Raw genomic sequence first — 15,702 nt, 5'->3', positions numbered from 1 at the left:
CGTGATGAATAGCGCCTTTGTCACTTGACTATGTTTGCCCTATGGGTGATGGAAACCCTGTGCCCCATCTCGATGCGACGATTGTTGGAATAGACCTCGCGGATGAGGACGGCGGCTTCGTTCGGTGCGGCCCTGGCGATGAGCCCGCGTCCGAGCAGACGCGGCGGAATGGAGTCGTCGGAGTTGTCTTCTTCCCAGATGGCCACGGCATCGCCGGTGTTGTAGCCCTGTTCGATGCCCTTGTCGATGAGCACGTAGGAGTAGCTGCCGATGATGAGCATCGGGTCCATCGCATAGCGGATCTGGGCCATGGAATCGATGGTGACCTGCTTTTCGTCGGAGTAGCCGCTGACGTTGATGGTGTTGAGCGGCTTCTTGAGGCGGGCCTTGGAAATGTTGATCTTGATCTCGCGGAAGCTCTGCATGATCATGGCGCGCGAAAGGGTGTCGCCGATGGCGGTAATCTTTGCGATGCCCGAAAGCCGGAGCAGTGCGAACTTGTCGAAGCTGTGCGACTGCTTGCTTGCTACTTCGATGGGCTTTGCTTCGAGAATTTCGACGAGGTCACCCTTCTTGAGGCCCGGCATGTTCTTCTTGCCGATGCCGACAACGACTTCCATCTCGGGAATGTGGAGGATGGGTTCCTTCTTTTCGCCGGAGCGGATGGAGAAGAAGCTGCTGTCGTTCCTCAGGGAGTCGATGGTGTAGACTTCGGGGGCGAGTATCTGGTAGTAGCCGTTGAAAATCTTGGGAGCCGAACGCTGCTTGTAGAAATAGGTGTCGGCTTCCTGCTTTTTCTTTTTCTGCTTCTTGTCCTTGTCGCGGAGGTTCCCGAGCATGTTCTCGAATTCGCCGGTGCGTTCGTCCTTTTCGTCGCAACCGGCGCTCTCGACAGAATAGCCCTTGCCCTTGGGGAGGGCGGAATCGGGAAGTGCCGCGCTGCAGGGATACTTCTTCTTGTCGGAAGGAATCTGCATGACGCCTTCTTCGCGGATGCTGTCTCCCAGGTAGATGGAGTCACCGGGGTAGATCCAGTGCGGGTCCTGGATGTGGCGGTTGTTTTCCCAGAGGTCGGGCCAGGCGAACGGGTCGTGTAGGTATTCGTCGCTCAGGTCCCAAAGGGTGTCGCCCTCCTTTACAACGTAGGCGGAGGCGATCAGGGCCGAAAGGCCGAGGGAGATTGTCGCACACTTGAAAAAATTCATATAGAACCTTGTAACCCTTTGAATGAAAACGAGTTAACTAATAATAATTTAATCTTTTCTTTGCCTGCGGGGAGAACTTTTTTGGACAAAATGGGGAATATCGCCCCTATTTTGGGGCGTAACGCGTTCGACGGGGCGCTGGACGGGGCGTTTTCCGGCCTTTTTGGCCCCGAAACCGCCCAAAAGGCCTGCCCGGTCGGGGACGAACAGCATCAGGAGCTCGAATCCGGCGGTCCCGGGTTCGAGATCCAGGGGAATTGTCTTGCGCAGCATGTAGCCCTTGTCACGGAACCGCTTGATTTCTTTCGCCGCGTTTTCGAGGTCGGATGTCTGCAGGAGGATTCGTTCGGGGCGGGACGAGGCGATGGCCTGGGCGAGCTCGGCGTTGAAGGTCGTGTCGCTCCCGGTATTCAGGTAGAACGTCCAGCGGCCTTCGTTCTCGTCCTTGGAGAAGAATTTTTCTAGGAAAGCCGGTTCCAGGTGCGCCCTGTGGAATCTCAGGTTGTCTTCGAGGAGGGTGCGCGCGTTGTGCTTTGTAGAAAGCATGGCTGTTTCGCGACAGTCAAGGGCGTCGATGCGTTCGAAATCGTTAGAGAGGCTTGCCGAAACGAAACTGGAACCGCTGAAGAACTCGAAGAACTTGTCTCCGGGAGCGGGGTGGATGGCGTCGCGGATTCTCTGCGGGAATTCCAGCCAGGCATCCTTGATTTTCGGGGCCCAGTCGAGGACGTGCATTGAAAGTCCCGTGCTGGAAAGGGGCATGAAGTCGCTTCCGAAGACGGCCTTCGCCTCGACGCGCATGTTGAGCGGCTTGGTCGGGTCGAATAGGTAATTCGGTGTGCAGCGGAGCTGGTGGCAGCTGATGATTTCGGGATGGAATCTTTCGACGAACTCGAGGAAGGTCTTGCTCGCGTGGGCGGTGGTGCTGCCGTGGAGGTTGGCCTGGATCAGCATGGCGAAACGGCCGTCCCCGGTCGCCCGGAACCAGATTTGACGGAGGGCTCTCTTGAAGGGGCGAAGGTGTTCCTTGTGGAGCTGCTCCAGAATTTTCTGGACACACTCGGGTGCGGGCATGTCCTTCGCGGGAGACTCCAGAGAAATGGATTCGTGCCCGTCCACAAGCTTGTTCAGGATCCTCCAGTCCGAATGGTCGCTTTGCGCATCCTTGGTGAACCAGGCCTGAATCTTGCCGGGGATTTTTTCGTTCTCGGCCCAAGCCGTAAGCTGTTGCTTCTTCTCGTCGAGTGTCAGCGCACGGCGGATAGGCCTTGCCTGTGCTACGGGCTGTTCCTTTGTACGGGACTGCTTGGAAGAACCTGTATGGAACTTGCCTGCTACAAGCTTTTTCGGGGCGCGTCCTGTGGAAAATTTTCTTTCGTTTTTTTCGAACATCGGTTAGGGCTCTTGATGCTTTAGAATCTTCGAATTATTCGGAATTGTTGTATGCTACACGAGGAATCGCGGATAGATCCAGGAACATTCGCGTGCGAGCATCTTCGGGAACTCGCGGAACGAACCGTTAATCTGGAACAGGTTGAGGCCGCCTTCGACCGGCGTGAGCGAGATGACGCTGTCGGCGCGGGATTCCAGGTAGGGGTATTCTCCGTTGTTGCAGGCGGTGACCACGGCACATCCGGTAAGGGCGATAATCGTGTCGACCATCTGCATGAGAATCTGGTGCGGAGACCCGGTCAGCCTCATGGATTTCGGATTGTGGAGGACTGCCGATATGGGGTCGATGACGACGACGCGGTAGTCGTGGTTCTCGAGTTTCTTTGCTCCCTGAATGCGCTTCGCGATAAGCTGGGCCGTCTCGATGGGTGAAAGCGCTACGCCGCGGAGGTTGAGGAAGCCGAACTTGGGCGTGTTGGCGCTGAGCCCGCGCTTGTTGCCGAGCATGTGGAGGCGGTTCAGGAATACGGACTTGGTGAGCTCGAAGTTGATAAAGAGCACGTCGTTCGAAGAAGTGGAACTTCCGAACCAGTCTTCTCCGTAACAAATTGAAAGCCCCATGTCCATCAGGGCAAGCGACTTCCCGCTCTTGGGCGGTGCCTGGAAGAGGAAGAATTCGCCTGCGCGCAGCATGTTCTCGATGATGCTCGCATCTTTCTTGGGCGCCTCTTCGCTGTCGCTCGCAAGTTCGATGAGAGGTTTTCCGTCGAGGGAGTACTCGACCCATTCCTGCCATTCCTTGAAGTTTTTCGCCCCCTGTTCGAGGCCGATGAGATACTGCTGCTTGCCACCGCGCAGCACGCCCGGCATGCGGGCCATCATGGTGGGGCTCTTGTTCGCGGAATCTACCTTGAAGCCTTGGGAGTCGAGCGTCTTGAAAAGGAACTCGATGCGCTCGTCGTATTCTTCGCGGTCGTTCGCGCCAATCTTGATCCAGGCCTGTACGGAGTTCGCACCCGTGTTCACGAGGGCGGCGCAGGGGAGGTTCAATGCCTTGTAGTAGGCGAGCTGCTTTGCAAGGGACATCTTCGGGTTGTCGACGACGGCGTAGCGGTAGCGCCAGCTTTCGTCGCTTGCGTCGGCCCCGCCCTTGGTCGCGTTCACGCAGATGAGCGCGCCTTCCTGGCTGTCCAGGCTCTTCATGATTTTCTTGATAGTGTCGTCGCGGTCAACGATGTTCGAGACGAGTTCGGAAGTGGCGGTCGGCGTGTCGGAAATCTTGAAGTCGATGGTCTCGTCGTTTTCGAAGGTGACTTCGAGGAGCTTCGCGAGGTCCTTGCGCCAGTCGGCGGCGGGCCAGGGGATGGAAAGAGCCTCGGGGTCGATCTTGAAGTTCTGCAGCAGTTCCATGGACTGCGTGTCGAGGCCGAGCGCAAGCATCTGCTCCATCGAGATCATGCCGGCAGGCATTGGCGATATGATTGTTGCGCGCTGCGGGGCGACTGTTGTCGCCGGGGCTTCGCCCGGTGCTGCGGGAGCAGCAGCCGCAGCGGCGGCCTTTTCCTCGCTACGGTCGGTGGAGCGCTTTTCGGTAGAGAATGCCCTGCGGAGGATCTGCTCAACCTCGTCGGGTTCCATGCCGTCGTCACGGGCCTTGCCTCCGAGCTGGAAGCTTGCGTCCATGAAGGTCCAGCCTTCTTCCTTGGCGGCTTCGCCAACCTTGAAGAGTTCGCTTTTCAGTTCGGCGGGACTGTATTTTGTCTTGAGGAACTGGTTGATGACTTTTCTTGCGCTTTCCATACGGACCTCTCTTCCGTTTTTATTCCAAGATAAATTTATTTAGGCCTTGATGCGGAGTCTCGCACATTCGTAGAGTCCGAGGGAGAGAGCTACGGATGCGTTGTAGGAGTGGGCTTCGGGCATCATCGGGATGCGGAGGACGGCGTCGCATTTCTTCTTGATGAAAGGCGGAAGTCCGACGTCTTCACCGCCTACGGCGATGACCGCCTGGTCCTTGAATTCGAACCCGGCGAGGTTTGTTTCGGTGTCGGCGTCGAGACCGAGAATCTGATAGCCGGCCATTTTCAGTTCTTCGATGGCGCCTTCCAGGTTGTCGGGGCGGCAGACGCGCATTTTGTCGAGTGCTCCCGCCGATGCCCTCGCGACACTCGGGGTGATTCCGCACATGCCTTTTGCCGGAATCATGAAAAGGTCGACTCCCAGGGCGAGGCAGCTACGGATGCAGGCGCCGAGGTTTCGCGGGTCTTCGATGTTGGTCGCGACGGCGATGAGTTTCTTTTCGCCCTTGTCTACCGCATTGAAAAATTCCTCGCGGACATCCATCCAGTTCAGCAGTTCCTTTTCGTTCATGAGCGCGACGACGCCCTGGTTCGGCCTTGCGTAGCTGTCGAGAATTTTCGAGTCTACCTGCTGCACGTGGACGTGAGCGCGTTTTGCGGCCTTCTGGAGTTCGTAGAGCTTGGGGTTCCCGGACTGGTGCATGAAGAGGATGCGGTGAATGCGCAAGGGCTCCTTGGCGAGAAGCTCGGAGACTTCCCTGATCCCGCCGACGGCGACCTGCGGCTGCGATTCGGCGTCCCCCATGGCGGTGACGATGTTTTCGGGACGGGGCCTGCGGTCGAAGTCACGGCTCCTGAAATCATTGCCTTTGAAATCGCGGCTGCCGAAACTGCGGCTTTCAAAATCGCGGTTGCCGAACTTGCGGTTGTCGAAGCGGCGTCCGAAACCGGGTTTGCGGTCGCTGCCGGGACCGCGACGATTGTCGTCATTGTCAAATTGCATTCTGTTGCTCCGTTGAAAAACTATTGAGTATTGTCTAGTACCTTGGCTTGCAGGCGATGACGGTATCCATCTTGATGTCGGTCGCCTTTTGTTCCAGCGGTTCCTTGGAAATCTGTGCCGGGGTCGCGATTCCCGCCTTGTAGGCGCCCGGGTATTTTGCGAGGAAACGGTCGTAGTAGCCCTTGCCGTGGCCGATGCGGTTGCCGTTCCAGTTGAACTTTACTCCCGGTACGAGGAAGACGCGGATTTCGCCTTCGAACTTTTCGAGACCTTCCCGCGGTTCCATGATGCCGAAGTGCCCGGGAACGAGATCCTTTTTCAGGTTCGCGACCTTGTAGAAATTCATGATGCCCTCGCCTTCGCAGCGCGGGAGCAGGAGCCTGCCTTCGCGTGCGAGTTCCTCGATAATGGGCAAGAGGTTGGGCTCTCCCTTGAGCGGGTAGAACGCGGCAATGTGGTGCGAGTCCCTGTAGCCCGGAATCTCGTGAATCTGCACCCAGGGTTCCTTGATGACGTCGTCGCCGTTCTTTTCGCGCCGTTTCTTGAGGACGAGGTCGACGATGGGGCTACTGCCGAATACGAGCATCACGAGGATGGCGAGTGCGATTGCCGGTAGAAGGGACATGGCCTAATCCTCGCCTATGCGTTTTGCTGTCGGGAGTTTCTTCCGGAGAATCCCGTTCCAGAGGTCCTTTTGCCACGACATGAGGTGGGCTTCGCTATACCGTTCTTCCCAGGCCATGTTGCCGGGCGCGGCAAGCCAGATGAGCTGCCCTTTGTTTGCCAGGAGCGAGGGGTCGAGGTGTAGGATTTCGGCTTCCTCGTCGCGCCATATCTTGAGGGCGGCTAGGAGTTCCGAGTGGGGGATTACTGGTGGAGGCGGAGCCTTGGGCTTGCGTTCGGGCCATTCGCTTTCGGGGGTGGAAACGGCCTGTTGCAGCATTTCCTTGAAGGAATCGAGACGCTCGTCCCTGAAGTTTCGCGGAAGCTTTGGAAGCTGTTCTACCTTCACGTTCGGGAAATGCGCTTGGGCCGCGCGCACTATGGCGAGCATGAGTTCGGCGGGCATCACCTTGTAGGGTGGGCGGTCCATGGCTTCGGCTTGCTTTTCGCGCCATTCCCAAAGAAACTTGAGAATGTTGAGCCCGCAGGGTGGAAAAATGTTGGAACCGGAAATGCGCCAGGGGTCGTTCGTCTTTTCTCCCGGGTTCTTCGCGTGCTCGATGAGAACGCGTCCCTGTTCCATGAGCCAGCCGTAGCGCCCTGCGGCGATGAGCTTTTCGGAAAGGATGGCGCACAGTTCGTGCAGGTAGAAGGTGTCGTGGATGGCGTATTCGCACATTTCGAGCGGGAGTGGGCGAATGGTCCAGTCGGCGCGCTGGTTTTCCTTTTTGAGTTCGTCACCGAAAAATTTCCGGACGAGGTCTGCAAGCCCCAGGTGTTCTTCGCCCAGGAACTTGGCCGCAAGCATGGTATCGAAAATGCTTTTGGGTGAAAACTTGTAGGTCTGCCACAGGAGCCGCAGGTCGTAGTCGGCCCCGTGGAAGATGACCGTTTGCATGGCCCGTGTCGAAAAAATCGGTGAAATATCGACGGCACAGAGCGGGTCGACGATATAGTGGTGTTCGCCAATCGTAATCTGGATGAGGCAGAGCCTTGCAAGATAATGGTGCATGGAATCGGCCTCGGTATCCACGGCAGCCATATCGTAGAGTTCGAGGTCCGCGATAAGGTTCGCGAGGCCTTCTTCGCTGTCGACCAGGATGTATTTTTCGTTCTGCATCATTTTCTTTAAATTTAAATAAATAACGCTTGCCGTTTTAGACCGCCCCGTAAATCTTGCTATATTTGCGCCCATGAAAAAGATATCCCTTACGGGCATCAAGCCCACCGGCACACCTCACCTGGGTAACTATCTCGGTGCAATCCGCCCCGCTCTTGAACTTTCGAAGACCTACGATACGGTCTACTTCATTGCGGACTACCACGCTCTCACTACCGTGCAGAACGGTGCCGAAATGCGTGCGAATATCTACAAGATTGCGGCGACCTGGCTTGCCCTTGGCCTGAACCCGGAAGAAGGCCTGTTCTACAAGCAGAGTGACATTCCTGAAATTTTTGAACTCAGCTGGGCGCTCAGCTGCTTTACGCCGAAGGGTTTCATGAACCGTGCCCACGCCTACAAGGCGAAGGTCGAGGCGAACAACGCCGCCGGTGAAGATCCTGATGCGAACGTGAACATGGGCCTCTATTGCTACCCGTGCCTCATGGACGCCGACATTTTGATGTTCAGCGCCGACATCGTGCCCGTGGGCAAGGACCAGAAACAGCACGTGGAATTTGCCCGCGATATCGCCATCAAGTTCAACAAACATTTTGGGCAGGACGTTTTCACCATTCCCGAACCCGTGTTCCAGGAAACGACCGGTATTATCCCGGGTCTCGACGGTCGCAAGATGAGCAAGTCTTACGACAACGTCATCGACATCTTCCTTGAAAGCAAGGCCTTGAAGAAGAAAATCGGCAAGATTGTCACGAACTCTCAGGGTATCGAAGAACCCAAGGATCCGGATACCTGCAACGTGTTTAAGTTGTACAAACTCTTCGCCACGCCGGAACAGACCGAGGCGCTCGCCGCCCGCTACCGCGCCGGTGGCATGGGCTGGGGACACGCGAAGCAGGAACTCCAGAACGTTCTCGAAGAACACTTGGGTGCTGCCCGCGAAAAGTACTTCTACCTGCTTAACCACACCGAAGAAATAGACAAGATTCTCGCATACGGCAAGGAGAAGGCCCGCGTGAAGTCGAAGGCGATGATGGAGAAGGTGCGTTCCCTGTTGGGCACATACTAATCAAGATAAACAAGATTGCCAGAATCCCATTTGACCCAGTTGCATCGGCTACTGGGTTTTTATAGATTATGGGTAATGCGAGTCCTTGTCTTGACATTCCTTTTGGCCTTTGCGTCCCTGGCCGCTGAACCTGCGGTGAAGGACTCGTTGGCTATAGAACCCTCTGTCGCGGATTCTACGGAACGAACTGCCAAGAAGAGTGTCCCGCTCCCGCGTCAGTCTGCCTATACGGGTTATGGACTTTTGGTGGGGCTTGCGGCAGGAATCTTCAATCCGACCAAGGAATGCGATTGCCTCGGCGTTTGGCAGGGCCAGTTTGAATACTTCTATAGCGACTGGATTAGTGCGGGGGGGGACGTGCGGTTTTTCGGGGGAGACCTTGATACGGACGTGATGCTTCGCTACCAGAGGTACCGGGTCAATACGCGGTTCCATTTCCCGCAGGGCTTTTGGGATTGGTTCGTAGGCCCGATTGTGGAACTGGAAAATACGGACCTTGAGGACATCCGCGAAGAATGGCACCAGCGAGACGATGAATGGTGGCTTCCGATACCGGGGGGGACGAAAAACGAAAAACAGGAAATAGAGGACTGCGAAAAGATGTTCTCGTTGGATGGATTCTCTATTGGAGTCGAAGCCGGGGCGGGAGTCGCGTTCCTTACGTATTTTGGAGCGACGGGAAGCATCCTTTACGAATACAATTTTGGCGGGGCCCAGCTCCTGACGCTAGCTCCGGGCGTGGCGTTCGACATGCAGGAGGTTTGGTCGTGGGCGAAGAAGCGGCTGTCGACGATGTGGGTCTCGTTCGAAATGGGTTTCCAGCGCTTCTTCAACAGGTCCGTGGATTCGTGGGCGATGTCTGCCTACCTGGGTGCCATGATCGGTTTTTAATTCTATATTTGATTCGTCTAAAATTTTCTCAAAGGAAAAACAATGGCTAAGAAAGAATCCAAGAAAAAAGTGGTCCTCGCCTATAGCGGTGGACTCGATACGAGTATCATCATCCCCTGGCTCAAGGAAAACTACGACTGCGAAGTGATCGCTTTCGCTGCCGACCTCGGTCAGAACGACTTCCCGGACGCTAAGGCCCTCGAAGACAAGGCCCTCAAGACCGGCGCTAGCAAGTGCTACGTTCTCGACCTCAAGAAGGAATTCCTTGAAGACTACGTTTGGCCGACCGTTCGCGCCGGTGCAAAGTACGAAGGCACGTACCTCCTTGGTACCTCTTTCGCCCGTCCGCTCATCGCCAAGTACCAGGTGAAGATTGCCGAGAAGGAAGGCGCTTACGCTGTTGCTCACGGCGCTACCGGTAAGGGTAACGACCAGGTCCGTTTCGAACTGACCTACGCCGCTCTCAACCCGAAGCTCCAGATCATCGCTCCGTGGAAGGACCCGAAGTGGACGTTCCACAGCCGCGAAGACGCTATCGACTACGCTGCCGCACACAAGATTCCGCTGAACGGCATCAGCAAGAAGAAGATTTACTCCGAAGACGGCAACCTGTGGCACCTCTCTCACGAAGGTGGCGTTCTGGAATTCCCGGAACAGGAACACAAGTACGAATTCCTCAAGCACACCGCCACGTACGAAAAGGCCCCGAACAAGGCCGACCACGTGACGATTACCTTCGATAAGGGTAATCCGGTGGCTATCGACGGCAAGAAGATGGGCGCTGTCGAACTCCTCGAATACCTGAACAAGATTGGCGGCAAGAACGCTTGCGGTCTCTTGGACATCGTCGAAAACCGCCTCGTTGGCCTCAAGAGCCGCGGCGTGTACGAAACTCCGGGTGGCACGCTCCTGTACAAGGCTCACGAATGCCTGCAGCAGCTCGTGCTCGACAAGGAAACTTTGTTCGAAGCCCAGAAGATGTCCATGACGTACGCGAACCTCGTGTACAATGGCCAGTGGTTCACTCCGCTCCGCCAGGCTATGGACGCCTTCTTCACCGAAGTGAACAAGGTTGTTACCGGTGACGTGACCCTCAAGCTCTACAAGGGCAACATCATCCCGGCCGGCATCAAGAGCCCCTACAGCCTCTACGATATGGGCCTCGGTGGATTCACCGACGTCGACATGTACGACCAGAAGGACGCGACGGGCTTCATCCGCTGCTTCGGCCTTCCGCTCAAGACGCGCGCCCTGTTGCTCGGCAACAAGACGAACGTGGACTTCGGCAAGGAAGTCAAGCTCCCGAAGAAGTAATTCGGCAGCCCTGTCCGCATGAAAAATCCCTCGGTTCAAAACCGGGGGATTTTTGCATTAGAATTCTGCCAGGTACCCGGCCCGCCAGAGGATTGCGGGCTCGTCGTGCTTCATGAAGTAGTAGATGGGGTAGGCGATCTGGGTGAAGAACCCGAAGAGGTGGATCCGTATTTCGGCGGAAACGTCCAGGGATTCCTTGTAGTTGTAGGGGTAGAGGTACATGGCCCCGTTCGCCTTGTTCAATGCCTGGTGCATCTTGTTGGGGGCTTCTGCGAATTCGTAGCCGCCACCGACGCCCAGGTCTACTCTAAACGGGAGTTCGCGGAAGAAAGTCCAGTCGAACCCGCCGCGGAATCCGCACCAGAAGTCGTTTTCGCCCTTGTGGATGCCGAGCCCTTCTAGGTGCAGGGTCAGCGCCTTGTAGCCGATTCCCGCTTCTATCATGACCGGGGTTGGCTGCCCTGCCGATACGCCGGCTTCGAACCTCCAGGGAGAGGCGTTTTGGGCATGTGCGAGCATGCTCAGGAGCAGGATCAGTGTCGCGGCTACGCGGGTCATGTGTGCAATAATAGAAAACGCCTGCCCATTTTGCCGAAAAAAGTGCTATCTTTAAAACGAACATCCGGCCCTGTGGGTTACGCCCGGGCCAAAACGAGGAAAACAACATGAAAATAAAATCGCTTCTTTTGGCATGCGCTACCGCTTGCACATTTGCTGCTCCCGCCATGGCGGAAGGCGGCATGTTCGAGGGCTCGCTTCCCGAGAACTGGACTGCCGATGTGGTCGCCGCTGTCAAGTGGAACTACTACAACTTCTCCAACTGGCAGCAGGATGGAACTTCCAACTACACCTGGCTTGTGTCCTTCGATGCCGACGTGACGGGCAAGTGGAAGGTGGCCAACTGGCGCAACCTCGTGAACCTCGCCGTGGGCAAGACCTGGACAGATGGCCTTGGTCAGCGCAAGTCCGCTGACAAGATCTTCTGGGAATCCATGGTCGACTTCAACATCACCGAGAAGTTCAAGCTTTACGCGGGTAACCGCTTCGAGACCCAGTTCCTCGCCGGCTATACTTACAGCACGGACGACGAGGGCAACGAAGTGAAGAAGGCCGTATCTAGCTTCATGGATCCTGCATATGAAACGCAGGTCGCCGGTGTGGCCTTCATCCCGAACGACATGTTCAGCCAGCGTCTCGGTTTTGCTAACCGCATGACGATTTCCAACGGCTATGGCTTTGCCGATGACAAGGATACGGAAAAGTTCGAAAAGTTCAAGGATGAACCGGGCCTTGAATCCATCACGGAATTCAAGTATGCGTTCTCCAACATTGCTAGCTTCAAGAGCCGTCTGTGGGCTTTCGTGAACTTCAAGGGCATTGACGAAATCGACGGCAAGTGGGAAAACCTCCTCGCCGTGACGCTCGTTCCTTACGTGGAACTCCAGGTCGGCTACGATATGGCCTACGACAAGGACTTGGACCGCGACGCCCAGTACAAGACGATGGTACTCTTCGGCCTCACCTGGCGCTGGTTCTAATCGACTCGCGAACGGAAAAAATTTTATCCCCGGCCTAGCCGGGGAATTTTTTTGTACAAACTAATTTTTTTAACTGCTAGGCGCGGGTGAGCAAATCGTTCATCCAGGCATCGCGGTGCTTGCGCAGCGCTTCGAGCGACTTGTCGTCGGCGCCGCTTTCGTCTCGGAGCGCGATGAGTTTCTTGTAGCCGTCGATAAGGGAAGTTGCCTTGGCATAGCGTGGTTCGAGCTTCGAAAGTTCGTCAAGGATGGCATCGTCGGAATAGAGGCGCGAGATGCCTTCGAGCGTGTGGTCGACGAACGAGTCCTCGTTTCCTTCGGCAAAAGCCTTCTCGGCTTCGGTGAACTCCAGGGGGCGGATCCTGTCGACCCAGGCGGTTTCTTCGGCGTATAGCTCGTTGTCTTCGGCGATGGCGTTTTTCTTGCGCAACAGCTGCAACTGGCGCTCCATGTAGGGACGGTAGCTTTCGGTGTCCGTCTCGATTCCCTGTTCCTTGAGGAAGGTGTCGAGGTTTGCGAGGGTGGTGCGCGTGGGGTTGTTGAGCAGGCATTCCTTGAGCACGGCGAGCTTGTCTTTGGGGAGCATGTTCTTGAAGGAATCCGATTCCAGGCTGTTGGCCTTGATGCGCAGGTAGAGGACCCTTAGCAGGATGAGCGCGATGGCGATGGCGAAAATAATGGACCAGTTCATGTCCCAAATATAGAACTGGGTCACACAAATTTGACGAAAAGGGAAGTTTGGACCCCGACTGGAGGTCCAAACTTCATGTTTTTTGTCACGCAAAACCGTAAAACAGCTTTTTTGCGGTGCTTTTTGAAAAAAAAAGAGAATAAATCGTCGATTTTGGTTTATATTTAGTATGTATATATACGAATAGAACCTATGTTGAGTAGGTGGAGATTGGATTATATGAAGACAAAATTGGTAGCAGGACTCTCCGTCGCTTTTGTCGGATTGTTTGGATTAACTCCGGTTCACGCCGATGTCGCTGGCGCGGCGAACCTGGATATCATCGTTCGCGATTTCCCCGTGAATCATCCGGACTTCGAGAACTTTTCCGAAGAATACATCAGCACGGGTGACGGAAACTACTGTGGTGGCCAATGCGGCAATAAGATTTTGGCCAAGAACTATCCCGGTTACGACCAGGCGTGGTATGGACTCGCTCCTTATCACAATTCTTGCGGTAACGGCCGTTCCAAGGCCGGTGCATGGATTGGACAGGATGGCAAGCCTAATGTTTTGAACCCGTATTTGCCAACGTACCTGCAGGGGGTTACGACGGCCCAGGAACTCAAGTACGGCGAATGTAACGACAAGACGGCCAGGGGATGGACCCGTCGTGGTTATGAAGCTTACCAGGCGGGTGCAATTAGTGGAGCTAAATGTGCGTCCGGAAACTTCTGGGCTAATACGGTGTATTATACTCCCGGCATGGTCCAGTCCTACCTGCAGTTTATCCCCGATCCCGCTACGGGAGAACTCGACATGCTTGACGGCGTGAAAATCCTGGGAACCGGGGCTCCGTTGTGCGACAACCAGTTCTTCGACCAGTGGTATGCCGACGGAAACGGCTGGAGCAAGCGTAGCAACACGGTTCTGGTCCTCCCGTCTGTATCTACGGGTGTCTATTCCATTGACTATAACTACAGTAACGGCGGATACTTCCCGCTCGATATCGTTGATACGAACACGCAGATGCGTATTGATATGGCGACCAAGGCGAACGGCGGCTGCTCGACGGACCAGTGTGACCAGTGGGGTCCGCAGACGCTCTCCATCTTCTGCCCGCCGTATGATTACCAGTATGCGGGTGACCAGACGGACATGATGGGCTCGAAGACCAATGCCCTCTGCAATTCCTGGCTTACTAACGGTGGCCCCCGTACTCCGACGGCCGCCCAGGCTGCTGCTGACGGTGCGGGTACGCTCGGTAAGCAACACCTCCGCAACTACGGCTTTACGATGATGGGTTACGCCAAGTTCAAGTATCATTCCAAGAACCAGTCCCCGAACCACGAAATCTTCGAGTTCACGGGTGACGACGATATGTGGATTTTCGTGGACGGCGTGCTTGCCGTGGACCTTGGCGGTACACACCTTGCCGCTCCGGGCCGTGTCGATATCGAGACGCTTGCTGCGAATGGTCATGGCTGCGTGACGGACCCTGCCCTTGCCGTTCTGGGGGCACCTCCTCTTGCGAACAAGACGGGAACGGGTGAAAACTGCCAGCCGAAGGGCGATGGCTCTGTCCATTGGGCAGACAACACCTGGCATCACCTGCACTTCTTCTATGCGGACCGCCAGTCCGACGGTTCCAACATGTACATGAAGACTTCCCTTGCTGAACTTGCTCCGACCAAGTATGGTCAGCCGACAGTCAAGGATGCCGCTGTTACCGTGACCGACGGTGTGGCGACGACAAGCCTTATTTTGAATACGCCGCTTTCTGACGAGACGATTGCCATGATGATTGCAGGCGGCAACTCGGAACAGATTCCGACCCTCGTCGTGGCGCACTGCACCAACTACGATGCTGCCGCCGGTGCCTGTGCCGCTTATGATACGCTTGGCATGTATGTGACCAGCGTGGAATTTGTCATGGACAAGGGTGCCGAAGGTGTTGTCTACGATATCAAGGGCAAAGTGAAGGACAAGAATAACGTAGAAAAGTCCCTTCAGGGTGGCGATATGATTGCGTTCAACTATCCGAACAATGATCCTCTGAGCGAAGCGCATAACGCTTGGAGCGAAAAGATGTTCGTGGTAAACGAATTGGGTCAGCTGGTTCCGGTCTACATCACTTCTTCGGCGGGCAAGACGGTTGAAAGCTTCCCGACGGAATGGGCTTCGACGAAGTTGATTGTGAACCCGACTACGGTTATCGACATGAAGGATACGACGCTTGTCCGTCCGGAATTCTATGTGGATGAGTTGACGGCTTTGGCCGAAGCGTCCGATGACGGAATGCTTAAGAATAACGCCACTGCCGAGTTGCTGATTACTCCGCTTCCGACAGACTTTATTGATGGCGGAGACCAGAACGGCTGGCTCAAGGACAACTGGGACGCCATTACGGGAGCTCCGGTTGGTGCTGATGGCCATGCCGGTGCTGCTGTGACATGGCCGAACGCCAAGATCAAAAACAACAACGGTGTGCAGGGCGATAACGGGACTCCGGTGATGGGCCGCTGCTATGCGGATGCGAACGGCACCGAAAGCTGCTCCAGCATCTCGTTCCGTACGTCGCAGCCTTTCCAGGTGAACGTGCGCGTGTTTGACCACCTTGGCCACTTCATCAGCCAGTACACCGAAAGCGTGAAGGATCCCAACGTGTTCCGCCAGATGGTGACGGACCCGGTTGTGAATGCTGGTCTGCAGGGTCAATACTGCTTCCCGGACAAGGGCGAACCGGTCCAGACGAGCGGTGTTGCCGAAATGATGGTGACCATCAAGATGTATCCGATTTCTCAGCAGGGCCGCAAGCTCGGCACGGGTCCCTACATCTACCAGGTGTCCATCATTAAGGAACATTACAAGTACTGCGCCTACATGGGCAATGGCGCCACGCAGTTCGTGGATGCCCCGTACCAGCGCGCCTCCTACACGACGACTCGCGGCTACCTCCGCCGTGGAAACTAGTTCGGAAGGACAAGCTTGAAAAGGACCCGGCAAAAGCCGGGCCTTTTTTATATATGCTCGAGGCC

The 15,702-nt window shown here is 55.8% G+C and carries 13 protein-coding genes; 5 read left to right on the top strand and 8 right to left on the bottom strand.

Annotated elements, in window-relative coordinates; translation table 11 throughout:
* Positions 1 to 20: 20 nt before the first annotated feature.
* Genes B2952_RS03880 through B2952_RS03855 form a run of 6 tightly spaced genes read right to left on the bottom strand, consistent with a single transcriptional unit; the run spans position 21 to position 7,185 of the window.
* On the bottom strand, positions 21 to 1,205 hold the full coding sequence (locus B2952_RS03880; protein WP_173364832.1) for a LysM peptidoglycan-binding domain-containing protein: 1,185 nt from the start codon (positions 1,203 to 1,205) through the stop codon (positions 21 to 23).
* A 48-nt stretch (positions 1,206 to 1,253) separates the two neighbouring features.
* Positions 1,254 to 2,597 (bottom strand): hypothetical protein, encoded by a 1,344-nt coding sequence (locus B2952_RS03875; protein WP_290734985.1) that lies wholly within the window; start codon positions 2,595 to 2,597, stop codon positions 1,254 to 1,256.
* Between the two features lie 54 nt (positions 2,598 to 2,651).
* Entirely contained in the window at positions 2,652 to 4,397 is a 1,746-nt protein-coding gene (locus tag B2952_RS03870) for an AAA family ATPase (RefSeq protein ID WP_290734983.1), read from the bottom strand.
* A 39-nt stretch (positions 4,398 to 4,436) separates the two neighbouring features.
* Entirely contained in the window at positions 4,437 to 5,399 is a 963-nt protein-coding gene (locus tag B2952_RS03865; RefSeq protein ID WP_173364835.1) for a TrmH family RNA methyltransferase, read from the bottom strand.
* Between the two features lie 34 nt (positions 5,400 to 5,433).
* Positions 5,434 to 6,024: a 5-formyltetrahydrofolate cyclo-ligase gene (locus B2952_RS03860; protein WP_290734981.1), complete on the bottom strand. Its 591-nt coding sequence runs from the start codon at positions 6,022 to 6,024 to the stop codon at positions 5,434 to 5,436.
* 3 nt (positions 6,025 to 6,027) lie between these two features.
* Positions 6,028 to 7,185, bottom strand: coding sequence for a ribonuclease D (locus B2952_RS03855; RefSeq protein WP_290734979.1), 1,158 nt, complete (start codon positions 7,183 to 7,185; stop codon positions 6,028 to 6,030).
* A 70-nt stretch (positions 7,186 to 7,255) separates the two neighbouring features.
* Here B2952_RS03855 and B2952_RS03850 point away from each other — a divergent pair, with 70 nt between their 5' ends.
* The 3 genes from B2952_RS03850 (at position 7,256) to B2952_RS03840 (ending at position 10,456) form a co-directional block, all read left to right on the top strand.
* Positions 7,256 to 8,251 carry a tryptophan--tRNA ligase gene (locus tag B2952_RS03850; protein WP_290732060.1) on the top strand — a complete coding sequence of 332 codons (996 nt, stop codon included), beginning with the start codon at positions 7,256 to 7,258 and terminating at the stop codon, positions 8,249 to 8,251.
* 75 nt (positions 8,252 to 8,326) lie between these two features.
* On the top strand, positions 8,327 to 9,142 hold the full coding sequence (locus tag B2952_RS03845; RefSeq protein WP_290734977.1) for a hypothetical protein: 816 nt from the start codon (positions 8,327 to 8,329) through the stop codon (positions 9,140 to 9,142).
* Between the two features lie 42 nt (positions 9,143 to 9,184).
* Positions 9,185 to 10,456: an argininosuccinate synthase gene (locus tag B2952_RS03840; RefSeq protein WP_290723486.1), complete on the top strand. Its 1,272-nt coding sequence runs from the start codon at positions 9,185 to 9,187 to the stop codon at positions 10,454 to 10,456.
* A gap of 57 nt (positions 10,457 to 10,513) precedes the next feature.
* Here B2952_RS03840 and B2952_RS03835 read toward each other — a convergent pair whose 3' ends face one another.
* Entirely contained in the window at positions 10,514 to 11,014 is a 501-nt protein-coding gene (locus B2952_RS03835) for a hypothetical protein (RefSeq protein WP_290732051.1), read from the bottom strand.
* Between the two features lie 107 nt (positions 11,015 to 11,121).
* Here B2952_RS03835 and B2952_RS03830 point away from each other — a divergent pair, with 107 nt between their 5' ends.
* Positions 11,122 to 11,994, top strand: coding sequence for a DUF3078 domain-containing protein (locus B2952_RS03830; RefSeq protein WP_173382391.1), 873 nt, complete (start codon positions 11,122 to 11,124; stop codon positions 11,992 to 11,994).
* Positions 11,995 to 12,070: 76 nt separating this feature from the next.
* Here the strand turns inward: B2952_RS03830 and B2952_RS03825 are convergent, their stop codons facing one another.
* Positions 12,071 to 12,685, bottom strand: coding sequence for a hypothetical protein (locus B2952_RS03825; protein ID WP_290734975.1), 615 nt, complete (start codon positions 12,683 to 12,685; stop codon positions 12,071 to 12,073).
* A gap of 219 nt (positions 12,686 to 12,904) precedes the next feature.
* Here B2952_RS03825 and B2952_RS03820 point away from each other — a divergent pair, with 219 nt between their 5' ends.
* Positions 12,905 to 15,637 carry a fibro-slime domain-containing protein gene (locus B2952_RS03820; RefSeq protein ID WP_290734973.1) on the top strand — a complete coding sequence of 911 codons (2,733 nt, stop codon included), beginning with the start codon at positions 12,905 to 12,907 and terminating at the stop codon, positions 15,635 to 15,637.
* Positions 15,638 to 15,702 lie beyond the last annotated feature (65 nt).

It is taken from the genome of Fibrobacter sp. UBA7003 (assembly GCA_002449765.1).
Taxonomy (GTDB): Bacteria; Fibrobacterota; Fibrobacteria; order Fibrobacterales; family Fibrobacteraceae; genus Fibrobacter.
Note: the sequence above shows the minus strand (reverse complement) of the source record. Positions and strands in the feature narration are given on the sequence as shown.